This is a genomic window from Halopseudomonas sp. (assembly GCF_038130085.1).
Classification (GTDB): Bacteria; Pseudomonadota; Gammaproteobacteria; order Pseudomonadales; family Pseudomonadaceae; genus Halopseudomonas.
This window is the reverse complement of sequence record NZ_JAYPMU010000014.1, coordinates 32,396-58,229: the sequence shown is the minus strand read 5'-3', so window position 1 is coordinate 58,229 and position 25,834 is coordinate 32,396. Positions and strand designations below refer to the sequence as shown.

Here is a 25,834-nt window from a genome sequence, read left to right as displayed (position 1 = left end):
GCACCCGCCCGAACGCACAGGAGTTGTAATGGAAAATCTCGACCTATTCGCGATGCGAGAGCGCTTCAACAGCCAGCAGATCATGCTGTGCTTCAATGGACCGATTTCGCGCAGCCTCATCGAAGAGATCGGCAATGCGTTGCGCAATTACCTGGCGGCCGACAGCGCACCGACCTCCGCAGCGATGGACGTGTTCGCGGTATATATCGAAATGACCCAGAACATCAGCCACTACACCCGCGCCAAGGGCTGGAACGAGCAGGAAGCAGGCGCCACCGTGGTGGTATCCCGCAACGAGGATGGCCGCTACATCGTGTCGGCCGGCAACCTGATCGAAAGCGCTGACGGCGACAACCTGGTCAGCTCGATCAACGACCTGGCAAAGCTGGACAAGGCCGGTCTCAAGGCCGCCTACAAGGAACAATTACGTCGCCCACGTGACGCAGACCGCCCCTCCGGCGCCGGTCTGGGGCTGATCGACATCGCCCGCAAATCCAGTGCCCCGCTGCAGGCCACCCTGCAGCCCGTCGCCAACGGCCGCAGCTTCTTCAGCCTGCGCGCCGTGATCTGACCGAACCAAGAGCCAAGCACCCATGAATGATTTCAGCATTCCCAGTTCGCAATCCACTCCGGAAGTCCGCAGCGACTGGGCCACAGGCCAACTGCATATGGCCGGTGACTCCTACCCGGAAAACTCGTTCGACATGTTCCAGCAGGTCTTTGACTGGATCGAGTCCTACCTCGACCAGGCAACCACTCCGCTCAGCCTCGAGCTGCGCCTGCTGTATCTGAATACCAGCAGCGTAAAGGCCATGATGGATGTTTTTGATCTGCTCGAAGCCGCGCATCAGGATGGCAAGGCAGTGCAGGTCAACTGGTACTACGACCCGCAAAACGAGCGCGTCGCAGAGCTGGCAGAGGAGTTCAAGGAAGACTGCAGCTTTACCTTCAACATCATCAGTCACACCTGAGCACGCCATGAAAGAGCCAAAAGAGGACCTGGAAGCGCAGATCAGCCGGTTGCTGGACCAGCCTGCCCATCAGGATAACCCTCTGCATGCGCCGCTGCGTGAGCTGTGGGCCGCCCATCAGGACCTGGCCCGCCGCATCGACCGCATCAGCCACATCTCCGATGGCTATCAGAGCATGGCCAAGCAGCGCGAGCACTCGCTGACCGAGCGCCTGAACAAGCAACTGCGCCAGCTGGAAAAGGTGGCCCGCATCTCGGACCGCTATCAGGTGATGATGCGTGACCTCAACGAGGCCCTGCGCGAAGCCTCGACCCACGACGCCCTGACCGGCCTCGGCAACCGCCGCCTGCTGGTTGAGCGGCTGAAGAAAGAAGCCGAGCGCTTTATCCGCTATCAGCGCCCTTTCAGTATTGCCATGCTCGATGTGGACCACTTCAAAAGCATCAACGACCGCTACGGCCATGAAGTCGGCGACGGCGCGCTGGTGGAACTGGCCCGGGTGCTGGATGCGGAGATCCGTGACAGCGACCTGTGTGGTCGCTGGGGTGGCGAGGAATTTCTGATTCTGCTGCCGGAAACCGGCGCCACCGAAGCAACAATGGTGATGGAGCGGGTACGGGCTGCTGTAGAGCGGCTGACCATCCGCGTACAGGACGAGTCGGTCGGCATGACTGTCAGCATCGGCATCGCCCAGCACAGCCCCGGCAACAGCTATTCGGACACCATCAGCAGAGCTGACCATGCGTTGCTGGAAGCCAAACGCGGCGGGCGCAACCGTCTGAGCGCCGCAGCCGCCCAATAGCAAACCGCCGTCTGAACGACGGCGGTCATGGCATCAGAAGCGACGGGTGCGGTTCGCCACTTCCTCTTCTTCTTCCAGCGACAGACCCTGACTGGCCTGATCTTCCATCAGGTGCTGACCATCGGTTTCCGAACCCAGCTTGATCATCAGGCGCAGGTCGTTCGCCGAGTCGGCGTGCAGCAGCGCATCTTCATAGGTGATTTCACCCGCGCTGTAGAGCTTGTACAGCGCCTGGTCGAAAGTCTGCATGCCCAGCTCGTTGGAGCGCGCCATCAGCGGCTTGAGCTCATGCACCTCGCCCTTGCGGATCATGTCGGCGGCCAGCGGAGTATTGAGCATGACCTCAATCGCTGCCCGGCGGCCCTTGCCGTCCGGCGTCGGGATCAACTGCTGGGCCACAATCGCCTTGAGGTTCAGCGACAGATCCATCCAGACCTGCTGGTGCATTTCGGTCGGGAAGAAGTGAATGATCCGGTCCAGCGCCTGGTTGGCGTTGTTGGCGTGCAGTGTGGCCAGACACAGGTGACCGGTTTCGGCGAAGGCGACCGCGTGATCCATGGTCTCCTTGGTGCGCACCTCACCGATCAGAATCACGTCCGGCGCCTGACGCAGGGTGTTCTTCAACGCCACTTCAAACGAGTCGGTGTCGATACCAACCTCGCGCTGGGTGACGATGCAGTTCTGATGCTGGTGAATGAATTCGATCGGGTCTTCGATGGAAATGATGTGCCCGCTGGAGTGCTTATTGCGGTAACCGATCATCGACGCCAGCGAGGTCGACTTACCGGTGCCGGTGGCACCGACGAAGATCACCAGACCACGCTTGGTCATCGCCAGCTGCTTGAGCACCTCTGGCAGACGCAGCTCTTCCATGGTCGGGATATTGATCTCGATCCGACGCAGTACCATGCCGACCAGGTTGCGCTGGTAGAAGGCGCTGACCCGGAAACGGCCAATGCCACGGGCGCTGATGGCGAAGTTGCATTCGCGCTTCTCTGCAAACTCGCGGCGCTGCGCTTCGGTCATGACACCGAGCACGGTCTCGCGGGTCTGTTCGGGGGACAAGGGGGTCTTGGTAACCGGCAGAATCTTGCCGTTCACCTTCATGCTCGGCGGAACACCAGCCGTGATGAAAAGGTCGGAAGAACCCTTTTCAACCATCAGCCGCAACAGCTTCTCGAACTCCATGCGATGCCTCTACTTTCCTTCATGGCGGCCGGCATGCCGCCGCCGACACATTGTTGAACTCAGAACCCGTCTGCGACCTTGGCCTTCTCGCGCGCACTTTCCTTGCTGACCAACCCCTTGGCAACCAGCGTCTTCAGACACATGTCGAGGGTCTGCATGCCGAGGTTACCGCCAGTCTGAATCGCCGAGTACATCTGGGCGATCTTGTCTTCACGGATCAGGTTACGAATCGCCGGGGTACCGATCATGATTTCGTGTGCTGCGACCCGGCCACCGCCAATCTTCTTCAGCAGGGTCTGGGAAATAACCGCCTGCAGCGACTCGGAGAGCATTGAGCGCACCATCGCCTTCTCTTCGCCCGGGAACACGTCGACGATGCGGTCGATGGTCTTGGCCGCCGAGGTGGTGTGCAGGGTGCCGAATACCAGGTGGCCGGTCTCCGCGGCGGTCAGTGCCAGACGGATGGTTTCCAGGTCACGCATCTCACCCACCAGGATGATATCCGGGTCTTCCCGCAGTGCCGAGCGCAACGCTTCGGCAAAGCCAAGTGTGTCACGGTGTACTTCACGCTGGTTGACCAGACACTTCTTCGATTCGTGGACGAATTCGATCGGGTCTTCGATGGTCAGGATGTGGTGGTACTTGTTGGAGTTGATGTAGTCGAGCATGGCCGCAAGGCTGGTCGACTTACCCGAACCGGTCGGGCCGGTAACCAGCACCAGACCACGGGGTACATCGGAAATCTTCTTGAACACGTCACCCATGCCCAGATCTTCCATGGTCAGTACCTTGGAAGGAATGGTCCGGAACACGGCGCCAGCGCCACGGTTCTGGTTGAATGCGTTAACCCGGAAACGGGCCACGCCGGGAACCTCGAACGAGAAGTCGGTCTCCAGGAACTCTTCATAGTCCTTGCGCTGCTTGTCGTTCATGATGTCGTAGATCAGCGCGTGAACCTGCTTGTGCTCCATCGCCGGGACGTTGATCCGACGCACGTCGCCATCTACCCGGATCATCGGCGGCAATCCGGCCGACAAGTGCAAATCCGACGCGCCCTGTTTAGCACTGAAGGCTAACAGCTCGGTAATATCCATAGGGTTCCCCATAACAACCTGCAAGCATGTAGAATGCCCGCAGTGTCTATTCCATTGGCAAGGTATTAACGTCCGTAATGTCCACGATAGCAGAGAATATTGCAAACGTTCGTGAGCGCATCCAGCGGGCGGCCGAGGCCGCCGGACGCCCGCCCGAAGCGATCACCCTGCTGGCCGTCAGCAAGACCCGTCCGGCCAGCGCCATTCGCGACGCCTGGGCTGCGGGCCTGAAGGATATCGGCGAAAACTACCTGCAGGAAGCCCTCGACAAGATGGCCGAGCTGAGCGACCTGCCCTTGTGCTGGCACTTCATCGGCCCCATTCAATCGAACAAGACCCGCCCCATCGCCGAGCACTTCGACTGGGTGCACAGCGTCGACCGTCTGAAGATCGCCCAACGGCTGTCCAGCCAACGCCCGGAACATCTGCCGCCGCTGAATGTCTGCCTGCAAGTGAACATCAGCGATGAGGACAGCAAATCCGGCGTGTCACTGGCCGAGCTGCCGGCACTGGCCGCCGAGATCGCGGCACTGCCGCGCATCCGGCTGCGCGGGCTGATGGCCATTCCGGCGCCGGCTGACACCAGCGAAGCACGCCGCGCGCCGCTGGCTGCGCTGCGCCAGGCCGCCGAGAGCCTGCCGCTGGCGCTGGACACCCTGTCGATGGGCATGAGCGACGACCTGACCGAAGCGGTACAGGAAGGCGCCACCATCGTGCGTATCGGCACTGCTCTGTTCGGGCAACGCCAGTACGCCAACACCTAACGCATGTTGAACGAGGTTTCCCCTATGACTGCACCCGTAATCGGATTCATCGGCGCCGGCAACATGGCCACCAGCCTGATCGGCGGCATGCTGCAGAAGAACGTCAAGCCGGCAAACCTGATTGCCAGCGACACCAAGGCCGAGCAATGCGCTGCCCTTGAGCGTCAGTTCCACATCCGCACCACCACCGATAACGCCGTGCTGGCCGCCGAGTGCGACATCCTCCTGCTGGCAGTCAAGCCGCAGGTCATGCAGGACGTCTGCCGCGCCCTGCCTCGCAGCCGCAAGCCGGGCCAACTGATTATCTCCATCGCCGCCGGTATCACCTGTGACAGCCTTGAGGCCTGGCTGGGCGCGGGCACCGCTATCGTGCGCTGCATGCCAAATACCCCGTCACTGCGTGGTCAAGGTGTCAGCGGTCTGTACGCCAACGCCGCCGTCAGTGACGAACAGCGCGAACAGGCCGAAGGCATCCTCAACGCGGTCGGCATCAGTGTCTGGCTGGAGGAGGAAAAGCTGATCGACGCGGTCACCGCCGTCTCCGGCAGCGGCCCGGCCTACTTCTTCTATTTGATGGAAGCGATGATCGACGCCGGCGAAAAACTCGGCCTGCCACGCGACACCGCCGAACGTCTGGCGCTGTTCACCGGCCTTGGTGCCGCCGACATGGCGGTGCACAGCGATGTCGACGTTGCCGAGCTTCGCCGCCGCGTCTGCTCGCCAAACGGCACCACCGAGCGCGCCATCGAGACCTTCCGCAGCCAGGGGCTGCCGAAGATGGTCGATGACGCCATGCAGGCCTGCGCCGACCGCGCCGCCGAAATGTCCCGCGAGCTTGCCTGAGGATTGACTACCCATGAACAGCCTTAGTACAGCCGCCATCTATCTGCTGCAGACCGTCGGTAGCCTTTACCTGCTGGTAGTGCTGCTGCGTTTTCTGCTGCAGCTGGTCCGCGCCGACTTCTACAACCCCGTCTCGCAGTTCATCGTACGTGCCACCAAGCCGCTGCTGATGCCGCTGCGCCGCATCATTCCCGGATACGGCGGGCTCGACTTCGCCTCGCTGGTGCTGGCGCTGGTAATCCAGCTGGTGCTGATGATCCTGATCATCGTGCTGATGGGCTACGCGCTGCCGAACATCATTCTGCTGGTAGCCTGGTCGGCGATCGCTATCCTCGCGCTGTTCGCCAAAATCTTCTTCTTTGCCCTGATCATCAGTGTGATCCTGTCGTGGGTCGCGCAAGGCAGCTACAACCCGGCGGTACTGCTGATCAACCAGCTGTGTGAGCCGCTGCTGGCACCGATTCGCAAGATCCTGCCGGCGCTCGGCGGGCTCGACCTGTCACCGATTGCCGCCTTTATCGCCATCCGCCTGTTCGACATGCTGGTGATCGCCAATCTGGCGGCCGCGGCCGGCATGCCCCGCGGCCTGACCCTGGCGCTGTAAGCGGGGCGTGGCCTTCTACCACTGGCACGGCGAGGACCTGGTCCTCGACTGCCATCTGCAGCCCGGCGCCAAGCGCGCCGAGTTTGCCGGTCAGCACGGCGAACGGCTGAAAATCCGCATCAGCGCACCACCGGTCGACGGCAAGGCCAACTACGCGCTGATCCGTTTTCTCGCCGACGCCTTCGCAGTCAGCCGCCAGCACGTCAGCCTGCTCAGCGGCCAGACCAGCCGGCAAAAACGCATGCTGGTCCGGCAGCCGCAGCAGCTGCCCGAGGAACTGGGCATCAACCACGGCTGAATGTTGCACCAGAACAACGCCCTCTTTAGACTGGCGCATCCATAATTGGCCCTTCGCCTGCCTGCTGTATCCCGGGAGCGATCCTCCCTACGAAGTCCGGCCAAGCGACACAGGAACAGGTTACCGATGTCCCGACTACCTGCTGACTCCGTCGGCCTGGTCACCCCCCAGCGCCAGACGTTTACCGACCCTCTGCCCCTGGCCTGCGGCACGCCGCTGAACAGCTACGAACTGGTCTACGAGACCTACGGTGAGCTCAACGCCAGCGCCAGCAACGCGGTGCTGATCTGCCACGCCCTGTCCGGCCATCACCATGCCGCCGGCTATCACAGCGAAGACGACCGCAAGCCCGGCTGGTGGGACAACTGCATCGGCCCCGGCAAGGCCATCGACACCAATCGCTTTTTCGTCGTCAGCCTGAACAACCTCGGCGGCTGCCACGGCTCCACCGGCCCATCGAGCATCAACCCGGAAACCGGCAAGAGCTACGGCGCCAGCTTCCCGGTGCTGACCGTTGAAGACTGGGTGCACAGTCAGGCCCGGCTGGCTGATGTACTCGGGATCAAGCAGTGGGCTGCAGTGGTGGGTGGCAGCCTTGGCGGCATGCAGGCGCTGCAGTGGGCGATCAGCTACCCCGACCGCGTGCGTCACTGCGTGGCCATTGCCACCGCACCCAAACTGTCGGCGCAGAACATCGCCTTCAACGAAGTCGCCCGTCAGGCGATCATCACCGACCCGGACTTCCACAACGGCGACTACGCCGCCTTTGGCGTGATCCCCAAGCGCGGCCTGATGCTGGCCCGCATGGTCGGCCACATTACCTACCTGTCGGATGACTCGATGGGCGCCAAGTTCGGCCGCGATCTGCGCTCCGATCAGCTCAACTACGACCTCACCAGCGTCGAGTTCGAGGTGGAAAGCTACCTGCGCTATCAGGGGCAGGAGTTCTCTGGCCGCTTTGACGCCAACACCTATCTGCTGATGACCAAGGCGCTGGACTACTTTGATCCGGCCGCGGCCAACGGCGGCGACCTGGCGCGCACACTGGCAGTCGTTCAGGCGCGCTGCCTGGTAATGTCCTTTACCACCGACTGGCGCTTCTCGCCGGCGCGCTCGCGCGAGCTGGTCGACGGCCTGCTCGCCGCCCGCAAGGACGTCAGCTATCTGGAGATCGAAGCCGCGCAGGGGCATGACGCCTTCCTGCTGCCGATTCCCCGCTATATCGAGGCCCTGAGTGGCTACATGAACCGCATCGAGGTGAACCAATGAGCCTGCGCGCCGATCTGGAGATCATCCAGCAGTGGATTCGCCCGGGCAGCCGGGTACTCGACCTGGGCTGCGGCGAGGGCCAGTTGCTGCGCCACCTGCGTGACCACAAGCAGGTGCAGGGCTACGGTCTGGAAATCGACCCGGACAAGATCAGCAGCTGCATCCGCCACGGCGTCAACGTGATGGAGCAGAACCTCGACGAAAGCCTCGACAACTTCGAGGACAACAGCTTCGACACCGTGGTCATGACCCAGTCGCTGCAGGCCATGCACTACCCCGACCGCGTACTCGAAGACATGCTGCGCATCGGCCACGAAGGCATTCTGACCTTCCCCAATTTTGCCCACTGGCGCTGCCGCTGGTATCTCGGCACCAAGGGCCGCATGCCGGTGTCCGAGTTCATGCCCTACACTTGGTACAACACCCCGAACATCCATTTCTGTACCTTCAAGGATTTCGAGCAGCTGTGCCGTGAGCGCAACATCAAGGTGCTGGACCGTCTGGTGGTCGACCAAACCCACCAGACCAGCTGGTTGAGTGGCCTGTGGCCCAACCTGCTCGGCGAAGTGGCGATTTATCGGGTCAGCCGCTAATCCTCAACGACAGGAGAACTGCCATGTTTCGTCGTCTCTGCCTGCTGAGCCTGATGCTGCTCAGCCTCAACGTATTCGCCGGCCCGGAGCCCACCCGCTTCGGTCATCTGGTGGTCTACCACAACGTCTTCAACAGCAGCATCCTGCAGCCCGACATCGCCGCCAACGCGGGCCTCAAGCGTGGCCCGACCCACGGTGTGCTTAACGTCGCCGTCCAACGCGCCGATGGCAGCGCGGTCGACGCCATCCTCAAGGGCGAGGTGCGCAGCCTGATCGGTCAGCCGGTCGCGCTCGACTTCAAACGCATTCAGGAAGACGACGCCATCTACTTCGTTGCCAACTACACCGCCACCCAGCGCGGCATTTTGCTGTTCAAGGTCGACATTCAGTCTGCCCCGGGCAGCATCATGCACACCCTGAGCTTCCAGCAGGAGTTTTTCCCCGATGACGAGTAACGCCACCCTGCCCTTTAACGAACTCGTACTGGCGAGCAACAACAAGGGCAAACTGGCCGAACTCCAGGCCATGCTGGGTGACCGCATCAAGGTGCGTCCGCAAAGCGACTTCACCGATATCGAAGCCGAAGAAACCGGGCTGACCTTCGTCGAAAACGCCCTGATCAAGGCCCGTCACGCCGCCCGTGTATCGGGTCTGCCGGCACTCGCCGACGACTCCGGCCTCGCGGTCGACGCCCTTGGCGGCGCGCCCGGCATCTACTCCGCCCGCTACGCCGGGGGCGGCGGCGATGCCGCCAACAACGCCAAGCTGCTTGAGGCGCTGAAGGATGTGCCGGACGCCGAGCGCGGCGCCCAGTTCATCTGCGCACTGGCGCTGCTGCGCCACGCCGAAGACCCTATCCCCGTGATCTGCGAGGGCGCCTGGCAGGGCCGCATTCTGCGTGCTGCCAGCGGCGAGCACGGCTTTGGCTATGATCCGCTATTCTGGGTACCGGAGCGCGACTGCTCCAGTGCCGAGCTCAGTCCACAAGAGAAGAACCAGCTCAGCCACCGCGCCCGCGCCATGGCCCTGCTGAAGGCGCGGTTGGGCCTATGACCCGGCCGCTGCCCCCGCTGGCGGCCTACGTCCACATTCCCTGGTGCGTAAAGAAGTGCCCCTACTGCGACTTCAACTCGCACACCAGTCATGATGCCCTGCCCGAAGCCGAGTACGTTGACGCCCTGATCGAGGATCTGGAGCAGGACCTGCGCTTGCTCGACGGCCTGCCCGCCCGGCCGCTGACCTCAATATTCTTCGGTGGCGGCACGCCGAGCCTGTTCTCGGCCGCCGCCCTCGACCGCTTTCTGCAGGCGCTGAACCAGCGCGTGCCGTTCGCCGATGACATCGAAATCACCCTCGAAGCCAACCCCGGCACCTTCGAGCAGGCCAAGTTTCGCGACTACCGGCTGGCGGGCATCAACCGCCTGTCGATCGGCATCCAGAGCTTCAATGCCGAACAGCTCCAGGCCCTGGGCCGGATTCACGATGACCGTGAAGCGCTCGGCGCTGTCGACATGGCGCGCCGCGCCGGCTTCGACAACCTGAACCTCGACCTGATGCACGGCCTGCCAAATCAGGAGCACGCCCAGGCGATGGCCGATCTGGATCAGGCGATGGCGCTCGCGCCCGAGCACCTGTCCTGGTATCAGCTGACGCTGGAGCCCAACACCGTGTTCTACTCGCGTCCGCCCACGCTGCCCGAGGAAGACATTCTCTGGTCGATTCAGGAGGCAGGGCTGCAGCGGCTGGCCGCCGGCGGTTACGCCCAGTACGAGATCTCGGCCTACGCCAAGGATGACCGCCGCGCCCGCCATAACCTTAACTACTGGCAGTACGGCGATTTCCTCGGCCTGGGTGCCGGTGCCCACGGCAAGCTGACCGACGCCAGCGGTCGCGTACAGCGCTACTGGAAGACCCGTCTACCCAAGGACTATCTCAACCCGGACAAAGCCTATCTGGCCGGCAGCAAGAGTCTGGACGCAGACGAGCTGCCGTTCGACTTCCTGATGAACGCCCTGCGGCTGGTCGATGGCGTACCCAGCGCCTGGTACGCCGAGCGCACGGGCCAGCCACTGGAGCAGATCGCCGATACCTTGAACCAGGCCGCGGCCAAGGGCCTGCTCGAGCCCTGGCAACAGCAGCTGCGCCCAACCGAACGCGGCCGGCTGTTCCTCAACGACCTGCTGGAAATGTTCCTCTAGGCTGCCGGGGAAGAACGAGTTCCACCCCGACCAGCAGGCCAAGCCCACCTTCGCAGGGCTGTGAATTACCATCGGTAACATCAATAGCCCTTGCCGCATGAACGTACAGTCAGCAGAATTGGCTCAGTCTGGAAACTGATTTCGATCTCGCCAGCCGGTGACTACCCGGCGACGAATGCACAACAACAGCAGCCTGCAGGCACGCAGCAGATCGAACCCGCACCCAACCCGGAGGCCCGATGAATCCCTTCAGCTTTGCCACCACCGCGCAGATCCTCTGCGAATCCGGTTCCGCCAGCCAGCTCGGCGAGCTGTGCAAGGTCCGCGACGCCCACCGCGTGCTGATTGTCACCGACCCCGGTATCACCAAGATCGGGCTGCTCAACGGCGTCCTGCCGACCCTGAGCAATGCCGGCATTGCCGTTGAGGTGTTCGATCAGGTCGAGGCCGATCCGCCGGAATCCGTGGTGCTGGCGGCCGTTGAGCAGGCCAAAGCCATGCAGGCTGAGCTGATCATCGGTTTCGGTGGCGGCAGCTCGATGGACGTGGCCAAGCTGGTTGCCCTGCTCGCACACCCGAGCTGCAGCCAGACCCTGCAAGACATCTACGGCGTCGGCAACGCCCGCGGCCAGCGCCTGCCGCTGATTCAGGTGCCGACCACCGCCGGTACCGGTTCGGAAGTCACCCAGATCGCGATCATCACTACCGGCGCCACCACCAAGATGGGTGTGGTATCACCGATTCTGCTGCCGGATCTGGCGCTGCTGGATGCCGACCTGACCCTGGGCCTGCCTGCCCACGTCACCGCCGCCACCGGTATCGACGCCATGGTGCACGCCATCGAGGCCTACACCAGCAAGCTGAAGAAGAACCCGCTGTCCGACATGCTCGCCCGCGAGGCCCTGCGCCTGCTGGCTGGCAATCTGGATGCCGTGGTGCAAGACGGTCACAACCGCGAAGCCCGCCAAGCCATGCTGCTCGGCGCCCTGCTCGCCGGTCAGGCCTTCGCCAACGCACCGGTTGCTGCGGTGCACGCGCTGGCCTACCCGCTCGGCGGCCACTTCCACATTCCACACGGTCTGTCGAACGCGCTGGTACTGCCGACGGTGGTCGAATTCAACGCCCCGGCTGCCGCACCACTGTACGCCGAACTGGCGCCGCTGATCGTCGGCCCCGGACTGGTTGCCGGTGACGCCGACAGCCTGACCGCGCAAATGATCAGCGCGCTGGCCGACCTGAGCCCGCGCTGCGGGCTGCCAAGCCGCTTGCGCGACGCTGGCGTGCCGAAAGACACACTGGACATGCTGGCCAAGGACGCCATGCTGCAGCAGCGTCTGCTGGTCAACAACCCTCGCGAGGTCACCGAAGCGGACGCGCTGGCCATTTATAACCAGGCTTACTGAGCCAGAAGCGGAGCATTCATGAGTACAAGCAAGCCCACGCGCAGCGATTACCACTACCTGCACGCCATCACCACCCGCTGGCACGACAACGACATCTACGGCCACGTCAACAACGTGACCTACTACAGCTACTTCGACAGCGCGGTAAACAGCTGGCTGATCGCCGAGGGCGGGCTGGATATCCACACCGGTGATCAGGTCGCCTTTGTGGTCAGCTCCAACTGCGATTACTTCGCGCCCATCGCCTTCCCCGATGCCATCGAGATCGGCGTCAAGGTCGCGCGCCTCGGCAGCAGCTCGGTGCACTACGAACTGGCCGTGTTCAAACAGGGTCGTGAAGAAGCCTGCGCGGCAGGGCGTTTCGTCCATGTGTTCGTGGACCGCGCCAGCAACACCGCCTTCCCGATTCCCAACCGCTGCCGCGCTGCCCTTGAGCGGCTGATGGACCCGATCTGATGCGCCGCCGGTTGCTGTTACCGCTACTGCTCGGCCCGCTGCTGATCGCCGCCGGCCAAAGCCAAGCCGAGCCCCGGCTGCAGAGCCGGGTGGAAAGCTTTGATGTCAGCGGTGCGACCGTCGACACCATCCGCGCCAGCCTCAACCGCAACCGGCAACACAGCGCCAACCGGGTCAACTGGAACTTCCGCTGGACCTCCACGCCCGGCCAGTGCCGCATCACCGAAGCCACTACCGACGTCAGCGTGACCGCCTACATCCCGCGCCTGCAGCCCGACCCGCAACTCGCCGCCAGCGTGCAGCAAAAGTGGGACAGCTATCTCCTCGCCCTGCAGCTGCATCAGGATGGTCACGTGGAGTTGGCAATGAACGCCGCCAGACAGATTGAGCAGGCAATTCAAGCCCTGCCGCCCGCGGCCTCGTGCGAGCAATTGCAACAAGCAGCCAACGCCACCGGCCGCCGCCTGCTGGAACAACTCGCGATCGACGACCGCGAGTACGACAAGCGCACCCAGCAGGGGACGTTAGAGGGTGCGCACTTCCCCTGACGCCTGCAGGCTTGTCCACCCGGCAACAGCAATAGATCGAGCCGGGGCTTTGCCAACACGCCGTGCCTCAGCACCGCAGGCCGGCTTAGAAGCCGGCCCTCCCGGGAAGGTCGAGCTCCCGCTCGACCTGCGTCAGGCGTGAACCACTCTGTTACGCCATCCCACCCGGCGCAAAAATTTCGATCCAATACCCATCCGGGTCACGGATAAAGGCGATGTTGTGCATCTTGCCGTCCTGCGGGCGCTTGACGAAGGACACACCCAGCTCCTCAAAGCGCGCGCAGGCCGCTTCCAGATCCGGCACGGCAAAGCCGATATGACCAAAACCACGCGGGTCTTCGTTGCCGTTGTGATAGCTGAATTCCGGATCGTCCTCGGTGCCCCAGTTGTGGGTCAGCTCGAGCATGGCCGGGCGGCCGAAGGTCTGGTGGGTGCGCTCAACCGGATCGTGCGACCAGGTATCCAGTGCGTTGCTGTCGACTGCAGCCAGAAAGTACAGGCTGAACTTCATCGCCGGAAAATCCAGCTTCTTAACCAGTGTCATACCCATGATGCGGGTATAGAAATCCAGCGTCGCTTTCGGGTCCTTGATGCGCAGCATGGTCTGGTTGAAGACAAAGCCCTCGGTGGCCGGATCGCGGTTCTCGCACAGGCCCGGGGCGGATTCAAAGTGACGACTCATGGCAACAGCTCCCATTGGGTAGAAAAGGCCAAAGCCTAACACTGAAACGCCCGCACACAGAACGTGCGCGGGCGTCAGATCCGGTCAGCAGCGCGTCGCGCTGGCGCCGAACATTAAAAGCGTCACCGCGGCAGGCAGCTTTTACCGAAACTTGCGCTCTTCCCACCACGGGAAGAACGCCGGCTTGTCAGTGCTCGGGCGCAGTTTGAACTGCGGCGCACGCTTCTCCAGGAAGGAGCTGACGCCCTCTTTCGCATCCTCAGACTCACCCATAAAGGCAATCGCGCGCGAATCGATGATGTGCGCTTCCATCGGATGATCCGCCGCCATCATGCGCCACAGCAGCTGACGGTTCAGCGCAGCAGACATGGCGGAGGTGTTGTCGGCAATTTCACGGGCCAGCTCGCGCGCTGCGGGCAGCAGCTCGTCCGGCTCGTGGACGCTGCGCAGCAGACCGCCCTTGAGCGCTTCTTCGGCACTGAATACGCGGCCGGTGTAAACCCACTCAGCCGCCTGCATCGGGCCAACGAGACGCGGCAGGAACCAGCTGGAACAAGCCTCCATGGTGATGCCGCGGCGGGCAAACACGAAGCCGAACTTGGCGTTGGTCGAGGCCATGCGAATATCTGCCGGCAGGCTCATGGTCACGCCCACACCGACCGCCGCGCCGTTAAAGGCAACGATGACCGGCTTGGTGCACTCATAGATACGCAGCGAGACAGTGCCCCCGCCATCACGCAGATCATCACCCTCGGGCTGGTCCTGACGCTTGTGGCGGTTGAAGGTATCCCCGCCCTTCTCCAGATCCGCACCGGCACAGAACGCACGACCCGCACCGGTCATGATCACAACGCGCACCGCATCATCCGCATCGGCCGCATCGAAGGCCGCAATCAGCTCACGACGCATCAGGCCATTGAAGGCGTTCATGCGGTCAGGACGGTTCAGCGTCAGCGTGAGGACACCGTCCTCCACCTGATAATCGAGGGTTTCGTAAGTCATCTGGGCTTTCCTGTTTGTTCAAATGCGGCCCAGTGTAGAACCGGTCAGTCACGGTAACCAGTTGAGTTACCGAGGCGTATGTGTGGGTATTGGCGGGGTGGATGGCAGGTAGCAGAAACCTCATGAACCTAGGGATCCAGCCCGACAGCAGTACGGTGCTCTCTATCGCCGGCCGCGCCAGGGCTACCAGTGACCCTGAAGTGCTCTAACCACTCACGGTGAACAACAAAGCACCGAAGGTGGCGACCGTACTGGAGGTCGGGCGCTATCGCTCTCAGCATTGTCCGGAGCTGATCGGCGCGGCCTGTGGGACACCGCCACCCACCTGCCGGCGGACGCGATACCGGCGTTCTCGAAGATGCTGGCGGAACACATGAACGGCCGCGGCCTGCTCGGCAAGGCGACCACTGTGGTGGTAGACGCGGTGGTCAAGCATGACCTGCGCAACCTCTTTTAGCAGTGCATGGCCCGATTGCGCCCCGCGGACTTGGCGGCATACAGGGCACGGTCCGCGCGATTGAAAATGTCATCTACAGAGGCATCGGCCACCCGCCAGTCGGTATAGCCGATGCTGACGGTGACGCCGGGCAAGTCCGGCTCGCTGGTCACCGCGGCCAGCAGGAGCCGGTTAGCCAATTCGCCTGCCTGCGCCATCGTGGTCGCCGGCAGCAGCACGATGAATTCCTCGCCGCCCAGCCTGCCAAACACATCAGATTGGCGCAGGGCATCCTCCATGCGGCGACAAAACGCTTGCAGTACGCGATCACCAATTTGATGACCAAACTGGTCATTGATCGCCTTGAAGTGGTCGAGATCAATCGACAGCACCGCAAATGGCTCCCGGCTGCGCTTGCTGCGCTGGAACAGGTCACTGGCTGCATCCACCACCGCGCGCCGGCTGCGCACACCGGTCAGCGTATCGGTCATGGCCAGATCTTCGAAGTTTCTACGGATACGCTCGGACGCAAGCAACAAGAAGCCGATATTCACGATCACCAGCCCGAAGCTGAAGGTGCCGAGGTAGAGCGCTTGCAGCCAGGACGAGTCGAGCATGCTCTGTCCGTCCTGCGGCTCAAGGATGGCATGCAGCCAGCGAGCGCCAAACACCAGTGATGAGAAGCTGACCCAAAAGCCGGTAAAGAAAACGCCCAGCAGACGCTGCCCATGGGCGCCACGGCTGCGGTAAATCTCTTGCGCGAACACCAGGGCGTGCATCAGGCTCGCAGCGAACACATATCCGGTGAGGCTCCAGTAGCGCCCGCGCAGGCTGTCTTCAACGTAGGTGTAATACGTCTGCCCAATCCAGGCCAGCACAAACAGCACAACCCAACCCTTGAGCTTGGGCTGCTGGCCGAAGTGCTTGGCGCTGCCAATCCAGAACAGCGTGTAAGCCAACATCGCCGCGGTGTTCTCGACGGTGTAAGTCAGCCAGACCGGCGCCACACCGCGCAAGGTGATCAGGACCCCTGCCACCGTCGTCAGCAACGAACCCGCCGCCCAGTAGCGGACACCAGGAATGCGTGGTGTGGTTGCTCGAGCCATCAACAACAACACGGAACCCATAACGCCGGTCAGCACACTGGCCAACATCAGCAGGGTTTTGGGGTCGTAAGTCGGTGTCAAATCTATAAATTCCGCGTCGTCTGCTGACCGTGGATTATGCACCCAACGGCAGGATTGCAGTGCTACAAGTCTCGCAGGTTATGACCAAATCGCAACTTCGCCGTTGCTATATGGCCCGCTTGGCAACCACGACGTCTGACGGCCAGTGTGATCGGCTCGACACAACAGCTGCGCAACGCCCAAGCGTCACCTTGCCGTAACCTGAATGTCATCTACCTGTCGCACTCTGGCAGCCTCGCACCCCTGCTGTCAGATGAATGAGGTCCATCATGCATTCCGTTCGCCACCACCTGCGCCACCTGTGGCTTTCGCTCGTCCTTTTGCCGGGCCTGGTCAGCGCTCATGCGCTGGAGATCCACGGCTCCAACACCATCGGCGCCACCCTTGCCCCCATGTTGATGACCGGCTTTCTTCAGCAGCTGACCGGCAGCGCGGTCTCCGCCCGCCCGACCGAGACGGCCAACGAGACCATTCTCTCGACAACCTACAACGGCAAACCGATGACCGTTTTGGTAGCGGCCCACGGCTCCAGCACCGGTTTTACCGCGCTGGCAGCCAACCGCGCCGACATTTGGGCGGCATCGCGCCGGGTCAAGAGTAGCGAAAGCGCGCAGATGGCTTCACGCGCCGACATGACCAGCCCGGCCAGTGAGCACGTGATTGCGATTGATGGTCTGGCAATTCTGGTGCACCCATCCAACCCGGTTGAGCAGCTGAACATCGATACCCTCGCGCGCATCTTTGCCGGTGAAATCAGCAACTGGTCAGAGGTTGGCGGCCCGGATCGGGCGATTCAGATCTACGCCCGGGATGAGCAATCCGGTACCTGGGATACCTTCAAGGAACTGGTGCTGGCCGGGCGCTACAGCCTGACACCGGGCGCGCGGCGCTACGAGTCGAACGACCAGTTGTCGAATGACGTCAGCAATGACCCGTCCGGCATCGGCTTTGCCGGCTTTGCCTCCGCGGGCAGCAGCAAACTGCTGGCCATTGCCGACGGCAACGCCCCGGCGCTGAAGCCGAGCAAGCTGTCAGTCGCGACCGAAGACTACCCACTGGCACGCCGGCTGTATCTGTATACCGCGGCAGATACCGGCAAGCCGCTAGCCCAGCAGTTCATCGAGTACGTGCAGAGCCAGGCCGGGCAGGCCATTGTGGCCGAGTCCGGCTTCTTCTCGCAGACACCCTTTGCCGTCGACCTGCCCCCGGATGCCAGCGTCCCGGATACCTTCAAACGCCTGACACAGCACTACCAGCGGCTATCGGTGAACTTCCGCTTTGGCGAAGGCCGCACCCAGCTCGACAACAAGGCCATGCGCGATCTGCAACGCGTGCAGCAGTATCTCGACGACACCGGCAAGACCGGCCGTGATCTGATGCTGATCGGTTTTGCAGACCAGCAGAGCCACGAACTGCGCGCGCAGATGATCTCGGAGCTACGAGCGCTGTCTGCCGCCAAGGCGCTGCGGGAAATGGGCACCCGGGTGCAGGGCTACGTGGGTTACGGACACTACATGCCGGTGGGATCGGCAGGTGGGGAAAGCGGTGCGCGGCGCAACGGGCGGGTTGAGGTGTGGGTCCGGCGCTAAGCCCGTCGCATCAAACAACACAACAGAACGGCGCGCACATACGCGCCGTTCTGCGTTTACTTATTCGACTCGCTCGAACTTCAGATCCCAGACGCCGTGGCCCAGACGCTCGCCGCGGCGCTCGAACTTGGTCACCGGGCGCTCTTCCGGGCGCGGCACGTAACCTGCCTCACCCGCCTGGTTACGGTAGCCGGGGGCAACGTTCATGACTTCCAGCATGTGTTCGGCGTAGTGCTCCCAATCGGTTGCCATGTGGAACACGCCACCGATCTTCAGCTTGCGGCGCACCTGCTCGGCAAAGGCCGGCTGGACGATGCGGCGCTTGTGGTGCTTCTTCTTGTGCCACGGGTCGGGGAAGAACAGCAGTAGACGATCCAGGCTGCCATCCGGAATGCAACGGTTCAGCACTTCGATAGCGTCGCAGTCAAACACGCGAACATTGCTCAAACCGTTAGTCAGCAGGCCGTTGAGCAATGCCCCCACACCCGGTCGGTGCACTTCGATGCCGATAAAATCCTGCTCGGGCGCAGCGGCGGCCATTTCCAGCAGCGAATGACCCATGCCGAAGCCGATCTCCAGCGTGCGCGGCGCGCTGCGGCCAAACAGGGCGTCCAGATCGAGCATGCCCTGATCCAGCGTCAGACCAAAACGCGGCCAACCCTGATCAACGCCCTTCTGCTGACCTTCGGTCATGCGACCAGCGCGCATGACGAAGCTGCGAATGGCGCGGCGCGGTGGGCTCTCGGGATTCGGGGTGTCTGCGCTTTCGGGCAGTTCAGGAGTATCGGACATGGGCAGCTCGGTAATGATTCGAATAAGACGGCGCCCCGCAGGGCGCCTGACAGAAGGATAGCCTGCTCAGCGCAGGGTGCCGTCCAGCGGCGATGAGGCCGAGGCGTACAGCTTGCGCGGCATCCGGCCAGCCAGATAGGCAGCGCGACCGGCGACTACGGCGTGATGCATGGCTTGGGCCATCAACACCGGGTGGTCGGCGTGGGCGATAGCGCTGTTCATCAGCACACCAGCGCAGCCCAGCTCCATCGCGATGGTCGCGTCGGAGGCGGTGCCAACACCAGCATCCACCAGCACCGGCACGGTGGCTTCTTCCAGAATGATGCGCAGGTTCCACGGGTTGCAGATGCCCATGCCGGAGCCGATCAGGCCGGCCAGCGGCATGACCGCGACACAGCCCATCGCTGCCAGCTCGCGCGCGATGATCGGGTCATCGCTGGTGTAGACCATGACGTCGAAGCCGTCCTTGATCAGCACTTCAGCGGCCTTGAGGGTTTCCACCACGTTCGGGAACAGGGTCTTCTGGTCGGCCAGCACTTCCAGCTTGACCAGTTTGTGGCCATCCAGCAGCTCACGGGCCAGACGGCAGGTACGTACCGCCTCTTCGGCGGTGTAGCAGCCAGCGGTGTTCGGCAAAATGGTGTAGCGGTCCGGTGATACCACGTCCAGCAGGTTGGGTTCGTCCGGGTTCTGGCCGATGTTGGTGCGGCGAATGGCAACGGTCACGATCTCGGCGCCGGAGGCTTCGATGGCGCGGCCGGTCTCGTCCAGGTCCTTGTACTTGCCGGTACCGACCAGCAGACGGGAACGGTAGCGAACGCCGGCAATTTCCAGCGCATCCTGGGTCATATCAGTCATCAGGTTCTCCAGCGAAGGGATGGGGTTAGCCGCCACCGATGGCATGCACGATTTCCACCCGATCACCCTCGGCCAGACGGGTTTCGGCGTGCAGACTGCGCGGCACGATATCGAGATTCAGCTCGACCGCCAGACGTTTGCCGGTCAGCCCCAGACGGGCGATCAGCTCAGTCAGGGTCAGCGGCTGGTCGAGGTGATAGGGCTCACCGTTCAAGTGAATCTGCATGGGCGGCTCGGCAACGACGGATGGAGATGATAGGGCAGCTCAGCACGGTCGATCTTGACCGGCGACAAGGGCGCTATGATAACGCCCTTTGCCACCTGCTGACCACGGCGGATCAGATCGTGCGCCAGACGGCTAGGCCCAGACACAGCCACGCGATCAGCCAAAGCATGCCGCCGAGCGGGGTAATCATGCCGAGTTTGCCTACACCCGTGAGGGTCAACAGGTAGAGGCTGCCGGAAAACAACACGATGCCCAGCGCAAACAGCACCCCGGTGGCCTTGAGCAAGGTGCTGTCGGGACTGCGCAGCAGCAACAGCGCTACACCGATGAGCGCCATGGTGTGCCACAGCTGGTAGCTCACCCCGGTTTGAAACACATTCAACAGGTTCTCCGGCAGCTTACCGCGCAGCCCGTGGGCGGCGAACGCGCCGAGTGCCACGCCGGTAAAACCACTCAGTGATGCCAGTAACAGCAGCCATTTGGCCATATGTTGCCCCCTTCAACAGGAAAATGCTGACCCGCCCACAGCCCGCGCCGGTGACCGACGCCTTCGCCGGCAGGTCGCTAGAATTGTCCGGCTCTTGCTTTATACTCCGGACGACATCGCCATCCGGATTCCCATGTTCAAAACCATTCTGCGCAAGACCGCCAAGTGGCTCCTCATCGTCGCCCTGCTCAGCCTGCTGCCCGTGCTGGTGCTGCGCTGGGCCCCTGCACCGGGCTCAATGCTGATGGTCGAGCGCTGGATCAGCCAGCGTGACAACGCCGACTACCGCCGCGAATACCAGTGGCGCCCGTACGAGCAGATCCCCGACAGCATGAAGATGGCGGTGATCGCCGCCGAAGACCAGCGCTTTGCCGATCACTACGGCTTTGACCTGCAGGCCATTCGTGCCGCCGTCGAACATAACATGCAGGGCGGCACTCTGCGCGGCGCCAGCACCATCAGCCAGCAGGTGGCGAAGAACATGTTCCTCTGGTCTGGCCGCAGCTATCTGCGCAAGGGGCTGGAAGTCTGGTTTACCGCCGGTATCGAGCTGCTCTGGCCCAAGCAGCGGATTCTTGAGATGTATCTGAACGTCGCCGAGTGGGACCAGGGCGTGTACGGCGTGGAAGCCGCCTCACGCCATCACTTCGGCACCGGCGCCAGCTATCTCTCTACCCAGCAGGCCGCGCAGCTGGCTGCCGTGCTGCCCAGCCCGCTCAACTGGGACGCCGCCAGCCCGCCGCCACACGCACTGCGCCGCGCCAACTGGATTCGCCGGCAAAGCCAGCAGCTCGGCGGGCGCCACTATCTGGACCGGATGGAAGCCGGCAAGCCCGTACCGAAATGGCTGACCGTGCGCTACTGGCGTAATCGGCTGGATATGTAAGACCGGCGGATTACTGCTCCGCCGGCAACTCCTCGCGCAAACCGAACATGATCGAATGCGCCTGCTCTTCACCAACGGCGACAACCACGCCCACTTTCGGGTAGACCCAAGCCTCCCCTTCGCTGACCGGCAGACGCAGATCCGGGTTGCCAAAGGTACCCTGCACCTGCGCCAGTGACATCGGCTCGTTCGGAATCAGACTCAGGCGCACGACCTTACGGTCTTTCAGGGCATCACCGACTGCCGAGTTGATCGGCTGATCGGGCAGGTCCGGCTGCCAGGCCTGGGCCTGGACCAGGCTTTCGGTCTGCTCCTGAGTCAGGCCGATCACCGCCTGCACACGCCAGCTCAGGTCATCGCTTTCCATGGTGTAACGGCTGACCAGCAGCGGCTGGCCTTCAGAGCTGATCATCCACAGGGTGCCGTGACCCAACGCATCACTGGCGTCGCCGAGGGTCAGTTGTTGCTCATGCAGCGGGGTCAGCAGATTGGCCTGATAGCGCTCCAGCCACTGCATTGGCTCGGGCGCTTCCGGCCGTGACTGCCAGTAACCGAATGCATAGAAGGCGAGAATCACCACGGTGAACAGTGTGGCCAATCGCACACCCTGACGGCGCGTCATGCGTTACTCCTTGGTTTTATGTTTATGTCGGACAAACAAAAAGGGCATCCTGCGGATGCCCCTTTTCGGTCAATGCTGCAAGCCTCAGACTTCAACCTCTGACTCGAGGTTCTTCTTCAACTTGTTCATCGCGTTCTTTTCCAGCTGGCGAATACGCTCGGCAGAGACCTGATACTTGGCCGCCAACTCGTGCAGCGTGGCTTTCTCTTCAGCCAGCCAACGCTGGTAAAGAATATCGCGGCTGCGCTCATCCAGCGCATCCAGGCCGGTCAGCAGGCTGGTGCTGGCGCTGTCGGACCAGTCAGCGGACTCCAGCTGGGTCGCCGGGTCATAGCGCTTGTCTTCCAGATAATGCACCGGTGCATAGGCAGCATCATCATCTTCGTCCTGCGCGCCATCGAAGCCCAGATCCTGGCCGTACAAACGGCTTTCCATCTCGCGCACTTCACGCTCGGCAACACCCAGATCGGCCGCGACCGCTTCCACTTCATTCTGCGACAGCCAGGCCAGTTTCTTCTTGGCGCTACGCAGGTTGAAGAACAGTTTGCGCTGGGCCTTGGTGGTTGCGACCTTGACGATACGCCAGTTACGCAGGATGAACTCGTGGATCTCGGCGCGAATCCAGTGCACCGCGAAGGAGACCAGGCGCACGCCCATCTCCGGGTTGAAACGCTTGACCGCCTTCATCAGGCCAACGTTGCCTTCCTGCACCAGATCGGCCTGAGCCAGACCGTAACCGGAATAGCTGCGGGCGATGTGCACGACAAAACGCAGATGAGACATGACAAGCTGACGCGCAGCTTCCAAGTCTTCGTGATAGTACAGGCGATCAGCCAGCACCCGCTCCTCTTCTGCGCTGAGAATCGGAATGGCGCTGACGCTTTGAATGTAGGCTTCGAGATTGGCTCCCGGAGCCAAGGTATGAACAGGCTGCAACGCAGTGCTCATGTTCGAACTCCCCAAAAAAAGACGGCTGAGTGTATCACCGCAAAATAGGACTGTGAACGTAACCTAAAGTTCAGCCGGAGCCAAGCGACGAATGCACCGCTGATCGGCCGCCGGCCCGCATTCACTGAGGCTCGATCGCCCGCACATGCTGCCCAACCGCCAACCAGGCGCCAGCCAGGCCGAGCACCATGGAACCGAATACCAGCGCCACGCCATCGGTAAAGGGCATGCCGAACAGGGCGAAGTCGCTCTGATACAGCGACGCCACGCGCTCGACGGTGACGTTCAGCCAGGCCAGACCCAGCGCCAGCAGTACCCAGGCCAGCACCCCGGCGAGCAGGCCGTAGAGCACGCCGATATACAGGAACGGGCGACGGACGAAGGCGTCGGTGCCGCCAACCAGCTTGATCACCAGAATTTCTTCGCGGCGGCTCTCGATGGCCAGCCGGATGGTGTTGGCCATGACCAGCAGCAGGGCGATGATCAGCAGCACACCAAGGCCGCCGGCAAAACGTTCGAACATTGCCAGAATCGCCGCCAACCGTTCGACCCAGAGCAAATCGATCTGCACCTGCTCAACACCGTCAATGGCGACCAGACGATCACGCAGCGGCTCCAGCGCTGCGGCACCGCCGTCGATACTCAGCGGGGTGACCACAATCACGCTCGGCAGCGGGTTGTAGTCGAGCTGCAGCAGGGCGTCGCCCATGCCGGCGTGCTGCTGGAACTCGGCCAGCGCCAGATCCTTGTCGAGTAACTGCGCCTGCGCCACACCCGCCAGCTGGCGTACCTGTTCGGTCAGGCTTTGCTCCTTCTCCGCGCTGACGTCATCGGCCAGATACACGGAGATCTGCGCCGCTTCCTGCCAGTTCACTCCCAGTTGTTTGACTTGGCCGATCAGCACCGACAGGCCCATCGGCAGCGCCAGCGCGATGGTCATCACCAAGACGGTCATGGCACTGCTGAACGGGTAATGCCGCACCCGTACCAGCGCCTGACGGGCACTGTCACGGTGACTGCCGAACCAGCTGCGCAGCGGATGACGCCAGTCGCGCTCGGAGCGCGCCGCGCCGCTAGGTGCCTTGCGACGGCCTGGTTGGGGTTGCTTGGCGCTCATCAGGACTCTCCATCGGCCAGCAGGCTGCCCTGATCCAGGGTCAGGGTACGGTGATGCAGACGGGCGATCAGCGGCAGGTCGTGGCTGGCGATGATGACGGTCACGCCAACCCGGTTGAAGTCTTCAAATAGCGCCATGATTTCCGCCGACAGCTCGGGATCGAGGTTGCCGGTCGGCTCGTCCGCCAGCAGCAGCGCGGGCTTGTGCACCACCGCGCGGGCGATGCCGACCCGTTGCTGCTCGCCGCCTGAGAGGGCTATCGGGTAGCTGTTTTCCTTGCTCAGCAAGCCGACCTTGTCGAGCGCTGCGCGCACCCGGCGCCCCACCTCGTCAGCCGGGGTGCCATTGATGATCAACGGCAGGGCAACGTTGTCGAACACCGTGCGGTCGAACAGCAACTGGTGATTCTGGAACACCACGCCGATCTGCCGACGCAGGTAGGGAATGTCGTCGCTGCCCAGATCACGCAGGTTCTGACCACCGACATGCACGGCGCCACTGGTCGGGCGCTCCATACACATGATCAGCTTGAGCAGAGTGCTTTTACCCGCACCGGAGTGGCCGGTAATGAACACCATCTCGCCGGTACGAATATGGAAGCTGAGTTTATCCAGCCCCTGATGTCCGTTGGGGTAGCGCTTGCTTACCTGCTCGAAGCGAATCATTTATTGCTTTTGTCCAAACAGCGCAGCAACAAAATCCGGTGCGGTGAAGGGGCGCAGGTCATCGATCTGCTCGCCCACACCGATAAAGCGGATCGGCAGACCGAACTGCTTGGCCAGGGCGAAGATCACTCCACCCTTGGCGGTGCCATCAAGTTTGGTCAGGGTCAGACCGGTCAGGCCGACCGCCTGATCGAATAGCTTGGTCTGGGAAATCGCGTTCTGGCCGGTACCGGCGTCAAGCACCAGCATTACCTCGTGCGGCGCGTCGGCATCCAGCTTGGCCATTACCCGCTTGACCTTGGCCAGTTCGTCCATCAGGTGATCCTTGTTGTGCAGACGACCGGCGGTGTCGGCAATCAGCACGTCGGCACCACGGGCCTTGGCGGCCTGCAGGCCATCAAAGATCACCGAAGCGGAATCGGCACCGGTGTGCTGGGCAATCACGCCAATCTGATTGCGCTCGCCCCAGACCTGCAGCTGCTCAACCGCAGCGGCGCGGAAGGTATCACCGGCAGCCAGCATTACCTGCTTGCCTTCGCTCTGCAGCCGCTTGGCCAGCTTGCCGATAGTGGTGGTCTTGCCGACGCCGTTCACGCCGACCACCAGAATCACATAAGGCTTCTTGCTGCTGTCGATTCCCAGCGGCTTGGCGACGTGCGCCAGCAGCGCTTCCAGCTCATCCTGCAGCGCGCGGTAGAGCGCCTTGCGGCTGGACACCTGGCGGCGGGTCACCCGCTGCTGCAGGGTTTCCATGATCATGGTGGTGGCTTCGATGCCGACGTCAGCCATCAGCAGCCGGGTTTCCATGTCCTCGAGCAGTTCGTCGTCAATTTCCTTTTCGCCGAGGAACAGGTTGGCCATGCCCTCGCCCAGATTGACGCTGGTCTTGGACAAGCCCTGGCGCATGCGGGCGAAGAAGCCCTTGGCTTCCGGCTCGGCCACGGGCTCCGGCGTTTCGGCGGCGGGTGCCTTCTGGCCCAGCTCGGAAAACAGCGATTCAGCCGCTTCACGGGCCGCCGCTTCGCGACCCTCTACGGTATTCAGGTCACCACTGAGCGGCGCCGGTGCATCGGCCTGCGGCTCATTCTGCGCCGGCTCTTCCCGGCGGCGTGCCCAGCCGAACAAGCCTTTCTTTTCGGGCTTGGCGGCGTTCTCGGCATCGGGGTTTTGCGGTTTGTCTTTGGAACCAAACATGAAGAGTCACTATCTGAGTTCGACGGCGAATGCTTCGCCATATTGAAGGTTGGGTTATCCTACCCCACTTCCGCCAACGGCGGTATGACTCAGCGGCAGGCGGCACGCCGGT

Annotated in this window: 32 protein-coding genes; 18 read left to right on the top strand and 14 right to left on the bottom strand. The window is 62.5% G+C overall.

What is annotated here, in order from left to right:
- Nucleotides 1–28: 28 nt before the first annotated feature.
- The 3 genes from siaB to siaD are packed head-to-tail and all read left to right on the top strand — an operon-like array spanning nt 29 to nt 1,773.
- Nucleotides 29–571, top strand: a complete 543-nt coding sequence (gene siaB, locus AAFM31_RS11965; protein ID WP_341708168.1) for a biofilm regulation protein kinase SiaB — start codon at nt 29–31, stop codon at nt 569–571.
- A 22-nt stretch (nt 572–593) separates the two neighbouring features.
- A complete protein-coding gene (gene siaC, locus AAFM31_RS11960; protein WP_341708167.1) occupies nt 594–971 on the top strand; it encodes a biofilm regulation phosphoprotein SiaC in 378 nt (125 codons plus the stop codon).
- Nucleotides 972–978: 7 nt separating this feature from the next.
- The gene (siaD, locus tag AAFM31_RS11955) at nt 979–1,773 is read left to right on the top strand and encodes a biofilm regulation diguanylate cyclase SiaD (protein ID WP_341708166.1); all 795 of its coding nucleotides are present in this window, start codon (nt 979–981) and stop codon (nt 1,771–1,773) included.
- 33 nt (nt 1,774–1,806) lie between these two features.
- Here siaD and AAFM31_RS11950 read toward each other — a convergent pair whose 3' ends face one another.
- Entirely contained in the window at nt 1,807–2,961 is a 1,155-nt protein-coding gene (locus tag AAFM31_RS11950) for a PilT/PilU family type 4a pilus ATPase (RefSeq protein WP_341708165.1), read from the bottom strand.
- A gap of 59 nt (nt 2,962–3,020) precedes the next feature.
- On the bottom strand, nt 3,021–4,055 hold the full coding sequence (locus AAFM31_RS11945) for a type IV pilus twitching motility protein PilT (RefSeq protein ID WP_341708164.1): 1,035 nt from the start codon (nt 4,053–4,055) through the stop codon (nt 3,021–3,023).
- A 77-nt stretch (nt 4,056–4,132) separates the two neighbouring features.
- On the opposite strand from AAFM31_RS11945, the gene AAFM31_RS11940 reads away from it, so the two are divergent.
- From AAFM31_RS11940 to AAFM31_RS11885, 12 genes are all read left to right on the top strand, one after another.
- The gene (locus AAFM31_RS11940) at nt 4,133–4,819 is read left to right on the top strand and encodes a YggS family pyridoxal phosphate-dependent enzyme (protein ID WP_341708163.1); all 687 of its coding nucleotides are present in this window, start codon (nt 4,133–4,135) and stop codon (nt 4,817–4,819) included.
- Between the two features lie 24 nt (nt 4,820–4,843).
- Entirely contained in the window at nt 4,844–5,662 is an 819-nt protein-coding gene (gene proC / locus AAFM31_RS11935) for a pyrroline-5-carboxylate reductase (protein ID WP_341708162.1), read from the top strand.
- A 13-nt stretch (nt 5,663–5,675) separates the two neighbouring features.
- Nucleotides 5,676–6,266 (top strand): YggT family protein, encoded by a 591-nt coding sequence (locus AAFM31_RS11930; RefSeq protein ID WP_341708161.1) that lies wholly within the window; start codon nt 5,676–5,678, stop codon nt 6,264–6,266.
- A 7-nt stretch (nt 6,267–6,273) separates the two neighbouring features.
- Nucleotides 6,274–6,564, top strand: a complete 291-nt coding sequence (locus AAFM31_RS11925) for a DUF167 family protein (protein ID WP_341708160.1) — start codon at nt 6,274–6,276, stop codon at nt 6,562–6,564.
- Nucleotides 6,565–6,690: 126 nt separating this feature from the next.
- Complete coding sequence (locus tag AAFM31_RS11920) at nt 6,691–7,833, top strand: homoserine O-acetyltransferase (protein ID WP_341708159.1); 1,143 nt, start codon at nt 6,691–6,693, stop codon at nt 7,831–7,833.
- A gap of 2 nt (nt 7,834–7,835) precedes the next feature.
- Nucleotides 7,836–8,426 (top strand): methionine biosynthesis protein MetW, encoded by a 591-nt coding sequence (gene metW, locus AAFM31_RS11915; protein WP_341708203.1) that lies wholly within the window; start codon nt 7,836–7,838, stop codon nt 8,424–8,426.
- Between the two features lie 23 nt (nt 8,427–8,449).
- The gene (locus AAFM31_RS11910) at nt 8,450–8,881 is read left to right on the top strand and encodes a DUF4426 domain-containing protein (RefSeq protein ID WP_341708158.1); all 432 of its coding nucleotides are present in this window, start codon (nt 8,450–8,452) and stop codon (nt 8,879–8,881) included.
- Nucleotides 8,871–9,479, top strand: a complete 609-nt coding sequence (rdgB, locus tag AAFM31_RS11905) for an RdgB/HAM1 family non-canonical purine NTP pyrophosphatase (protein ID WP_341708157.1) — start codon at nt 8,871–8,873, stop codon at nt 9,477–9,479. Before AAFM31_RS11910 ends, rdgB begins: the two co-directional genes overlap by 11 nt.
- The gene (gene hemW, locus AAFM31_RS11900) at nt 9,476–10,624 is read left to right on the top strand and encodes a radical SAM family heme chaperone HemW (RefSeq protein ID WP_341708156.1); all 1,149 of its coding nucleotides are present in this window, start codon (nt 9,476–9,478) and stop codon (nt 10,622–10,624) included. Before rdgB ends, hemW begins: the two co-directional genes overlap by 4 nt.
- A 239-nt stretch (nt 10,625–10,863) precedes the next feature.
- Nucleotides 10,864–12,027, top strand: a complete 1,164-nt coding sequence (locus AAFM31_RS11895) for an iron-containing alcohol dehydrogenase (protein ID WP_341708155.1) — start codon at nt 10,864–10,866, stop codon at nt 12,025–12,027.
- Between the two features lie 18 nt (nt 12,028–12,045).
- Entirely contained in the window at nt 12,046–12,483 is a 438-nt protein-coding gene (locus AAFM31_RS11890; protein ID WP_341708154.1) for a thioesterase family protein, read from the top strand.
- Nucleotides 12,483–13,031 (top strand): DUF922 domain-containing protein, encoded by a 549-nt coding sequence (locus tag AAFM31_RS11885; RefSeq protein ID WP_341708153.1) that lies wholly within the window; start codon nt 12,483–12,485, stop codon nt 13,029–13,031. Before AAFM31_RS11890 ends, AAFM31_RS11885 begins: the two co-directional genes overlap by 1 nt.
- A 151-nt stretch (nt 13,032–13,182) precedes the next feature.
- Here the strand turns inward: AAFM31_RS11885 and gloA are convergent, their stop codons facing one another.
- Entirely contained in the window at nt 13,183–13,713 is a 531-nt protein-coding gene (gene gloA / locus AAFM31_RS11880; protein WP_341708152.1) for a lactoylglutathione lyase, read from the bottom strand.
- 141 nt (nt 13,714–13,854) lie between these two features.
- Nucleotides 13,855–14,715, bottom strand: a complete 861-nt coding sequence (locus AAFM31_RS11875; RefSeq protein ID WP_341708151.1) for a crotonase/enoyl-CoA hydratase family protein — start codon at nt 14,713–14,715, stop codon at nt 13,855–13,857.
- A 280-nt stretch (nt 14,716–14,995) separates the two neighbouring features.
- On the opposite strand from AAFM31_RS11875, the gene AAFM31_RS11870 reads away from it, so the two are divergent.
- A complete protein-coding gene (locus AAFM31_RS11870) occupies nt 14,996–15,172 on the top strand; it encodes a hypothetical protein (protein WP_341708150.1) in 177 nt (58 codons plus the stop codon).
- Here AAFM31_RS11870 and AAFM31_RS11865 read toward each other — a convergent pair.
- Entirely contained in the window at nt 15,169–16,338 is a 1,170-nt protein-coding gene (locus tag AAFM31_RS11865) for a GGDEF domain-containing protein (RefSeq protein ID WP_341708149.1), read from the bottom strand. The genes AAFM31_RS11870 and AAFM31_RS11865 overlap by 4 nt on opposite strands.
- Before the next feature lie 269 nt (nt 16,339–16,607).
- Between AAFM31_RS11865 and AAFM31_RS11860 the strand changes: the two genes are divergently transcribed.
- Nucleotides 16,608–17,927: a substrate-binding domain-containing protein gene (locus AAFM31_RS11860; RefSeq protein WP_341708148.1), complete on the top strand. Its 1,320-nt coding sequence runs from the start codon at nt 16,608–16,610 to the stop codon at nt 17,925–17,927.
- A 60-nt stretch (nt 17,928–17,987) separates the two neighbouring features.
- On the opposite strand, the gene trmB is transcribed toward AAFM31_RS11860, so the two are convergent.
- The 4 genes from trmB to AAFM31_RS11840 all read right to left on the bottom strand — a co-directional run bounded on the left by trmB (nt 17,988) and on the right by AAFM31_RS11840 (nt 20,290).
- Nucleotides 17,988–18,719, bottom strand: coding sequence for a tRNA (guanosine(46)-N7)-methyltransferase TrmB (gene trmB, locus AAFM31_RS11855; RefSeq protein WP_341708147.1), 732 nt, complete (start codon nt 18,717–18,719; stop codon nt 17,988–17,990).
- Between the two features lie 66 nt (nt 18,720–18,785).
- The gene (locus AAFM31_RS11850; RefSeq protein WP_285677793.1) at nt 18,786–19,577 is read right to left on the bottom strand and encodes a thiazole synthase; all 792 of its coding nucleotides are present in this window, start codon (nt 19,575–19,577) and stop codon (nt 18,786–18,788) included.
- Nucleotides 19,578–19,602: 25 nt separating this feature from the next.
- Complete coding sequence (gene thiS, locus AAFM31_RS11845; RefSeq protein ID WP_341708146.1) at nt 19,603–19,803, bottom strand: sulfur carrier protein ThiS; 201 nt, start codon at nt 19,801–19,803, stop codon at nt 19,603–19,605.
- Nucleotides 19,804–19,915: 112 nt separating this feature from the next.
- On the bottom strand, nt 19,916–20,290 hold the full coding sequence (locus AAFM31_RS11840; protein WP_341708145.1) for a DUF423 domain-containing protein: 375 nt from the start codon (nt 20,288–20,290) through the stop codon (nt 19,916–19,918).
- Between the two features lie 133 nt (nt 20,291–20,423).
- Between AAFM31_RS11840 and mtgA the strand changes: the two genes are divergently transcribed.
- Nucleotides 20,424–21,176 carry a monofunctional biosynthetic peptidoglycan transglycosylase gene (gene mtgA, locus AAFM31_RS11835; protein WP_341708144.1) on the top strand — a complete coding sequence of 251 codons (753 nt, stop codon included), beginning with the start codon at nt 20,424–20,426 and terminating at the stop codon, nt 21,174–21,176.
- A gap of 10 nt (nt 21,177–21,186) precedes the next feature.
- Here the strand turns inward: mtgA and AAFM31_RS11830 are convergent, their stop codons facing one another.
- From AAFM31_RS11830 to ftsY, 5 genes are all read right to left on the bottom strand, one after another.
- The gene (locus tag AAFM31_RS11830) at nt 21,187–21,798 is read right to left on the bottom strand and encodes a hypothetical protein (protein WP_341708143.1); all 612 of its coding nucleotides are present in this window, start codon (nt 21,796–21,798) and stop codon (nt 21,187–21,189) included.
- Between the two features lie 84 nt (nt 21,799–21,882).
- Entirely contained in the window at nt 21,883–22,746 is an 864-nt protein-coding gene (rpoH, locus tag AAFM31_RS11825) for an RNA polymerase sigma factor RpoH (RefSeq protein WP_341708142.1), read from the bottom strand.
- 121 nt (nt 22,747–22,867) lie between these two features.
- A complete protein-coding gene (gene ftsX, locus AAFM31_RS11820) occupies nt 22,868–23,863 on the bottom strand; it encodes a permease-like cell division protein FtsX (RefSeq protein ID WP_341708141.1) in 996 nt (331 codons plus the stop codon).
- The gene (gene ftsE, locus AAFM31_RS11815) at nt 23,863–24,528 is read right to left on the bottom strand and encodes a cell division ATP-binding protein FtsE (RefSeq protein ID WP_341708140.1); all 666 of its coding nucleotides are present in this window, start codon (nt 24,526–24,528) and stop codon (nt 23,863–23,865) included. The genes ftsX and ftsE overlap by 1 nt, the downstream gene beginning before the upstream one ends.
- The gene (gene ftsY / locus AAFM31_RS11810) at nt 24,529–25,722 is read right to left on the bottom strand and encodes a signal recognition particle-docking protein FtsY (RefSeq protein ID WP_341708139.1); all 1,194 of its coding nucleotides are present in this window, start codon (nt 25,720–25,722) and stop codon (nt 24,529–24,531) included.
- Between the last annotated feature and the right edge of the window lie 112 nt (nt 25,723–25,834).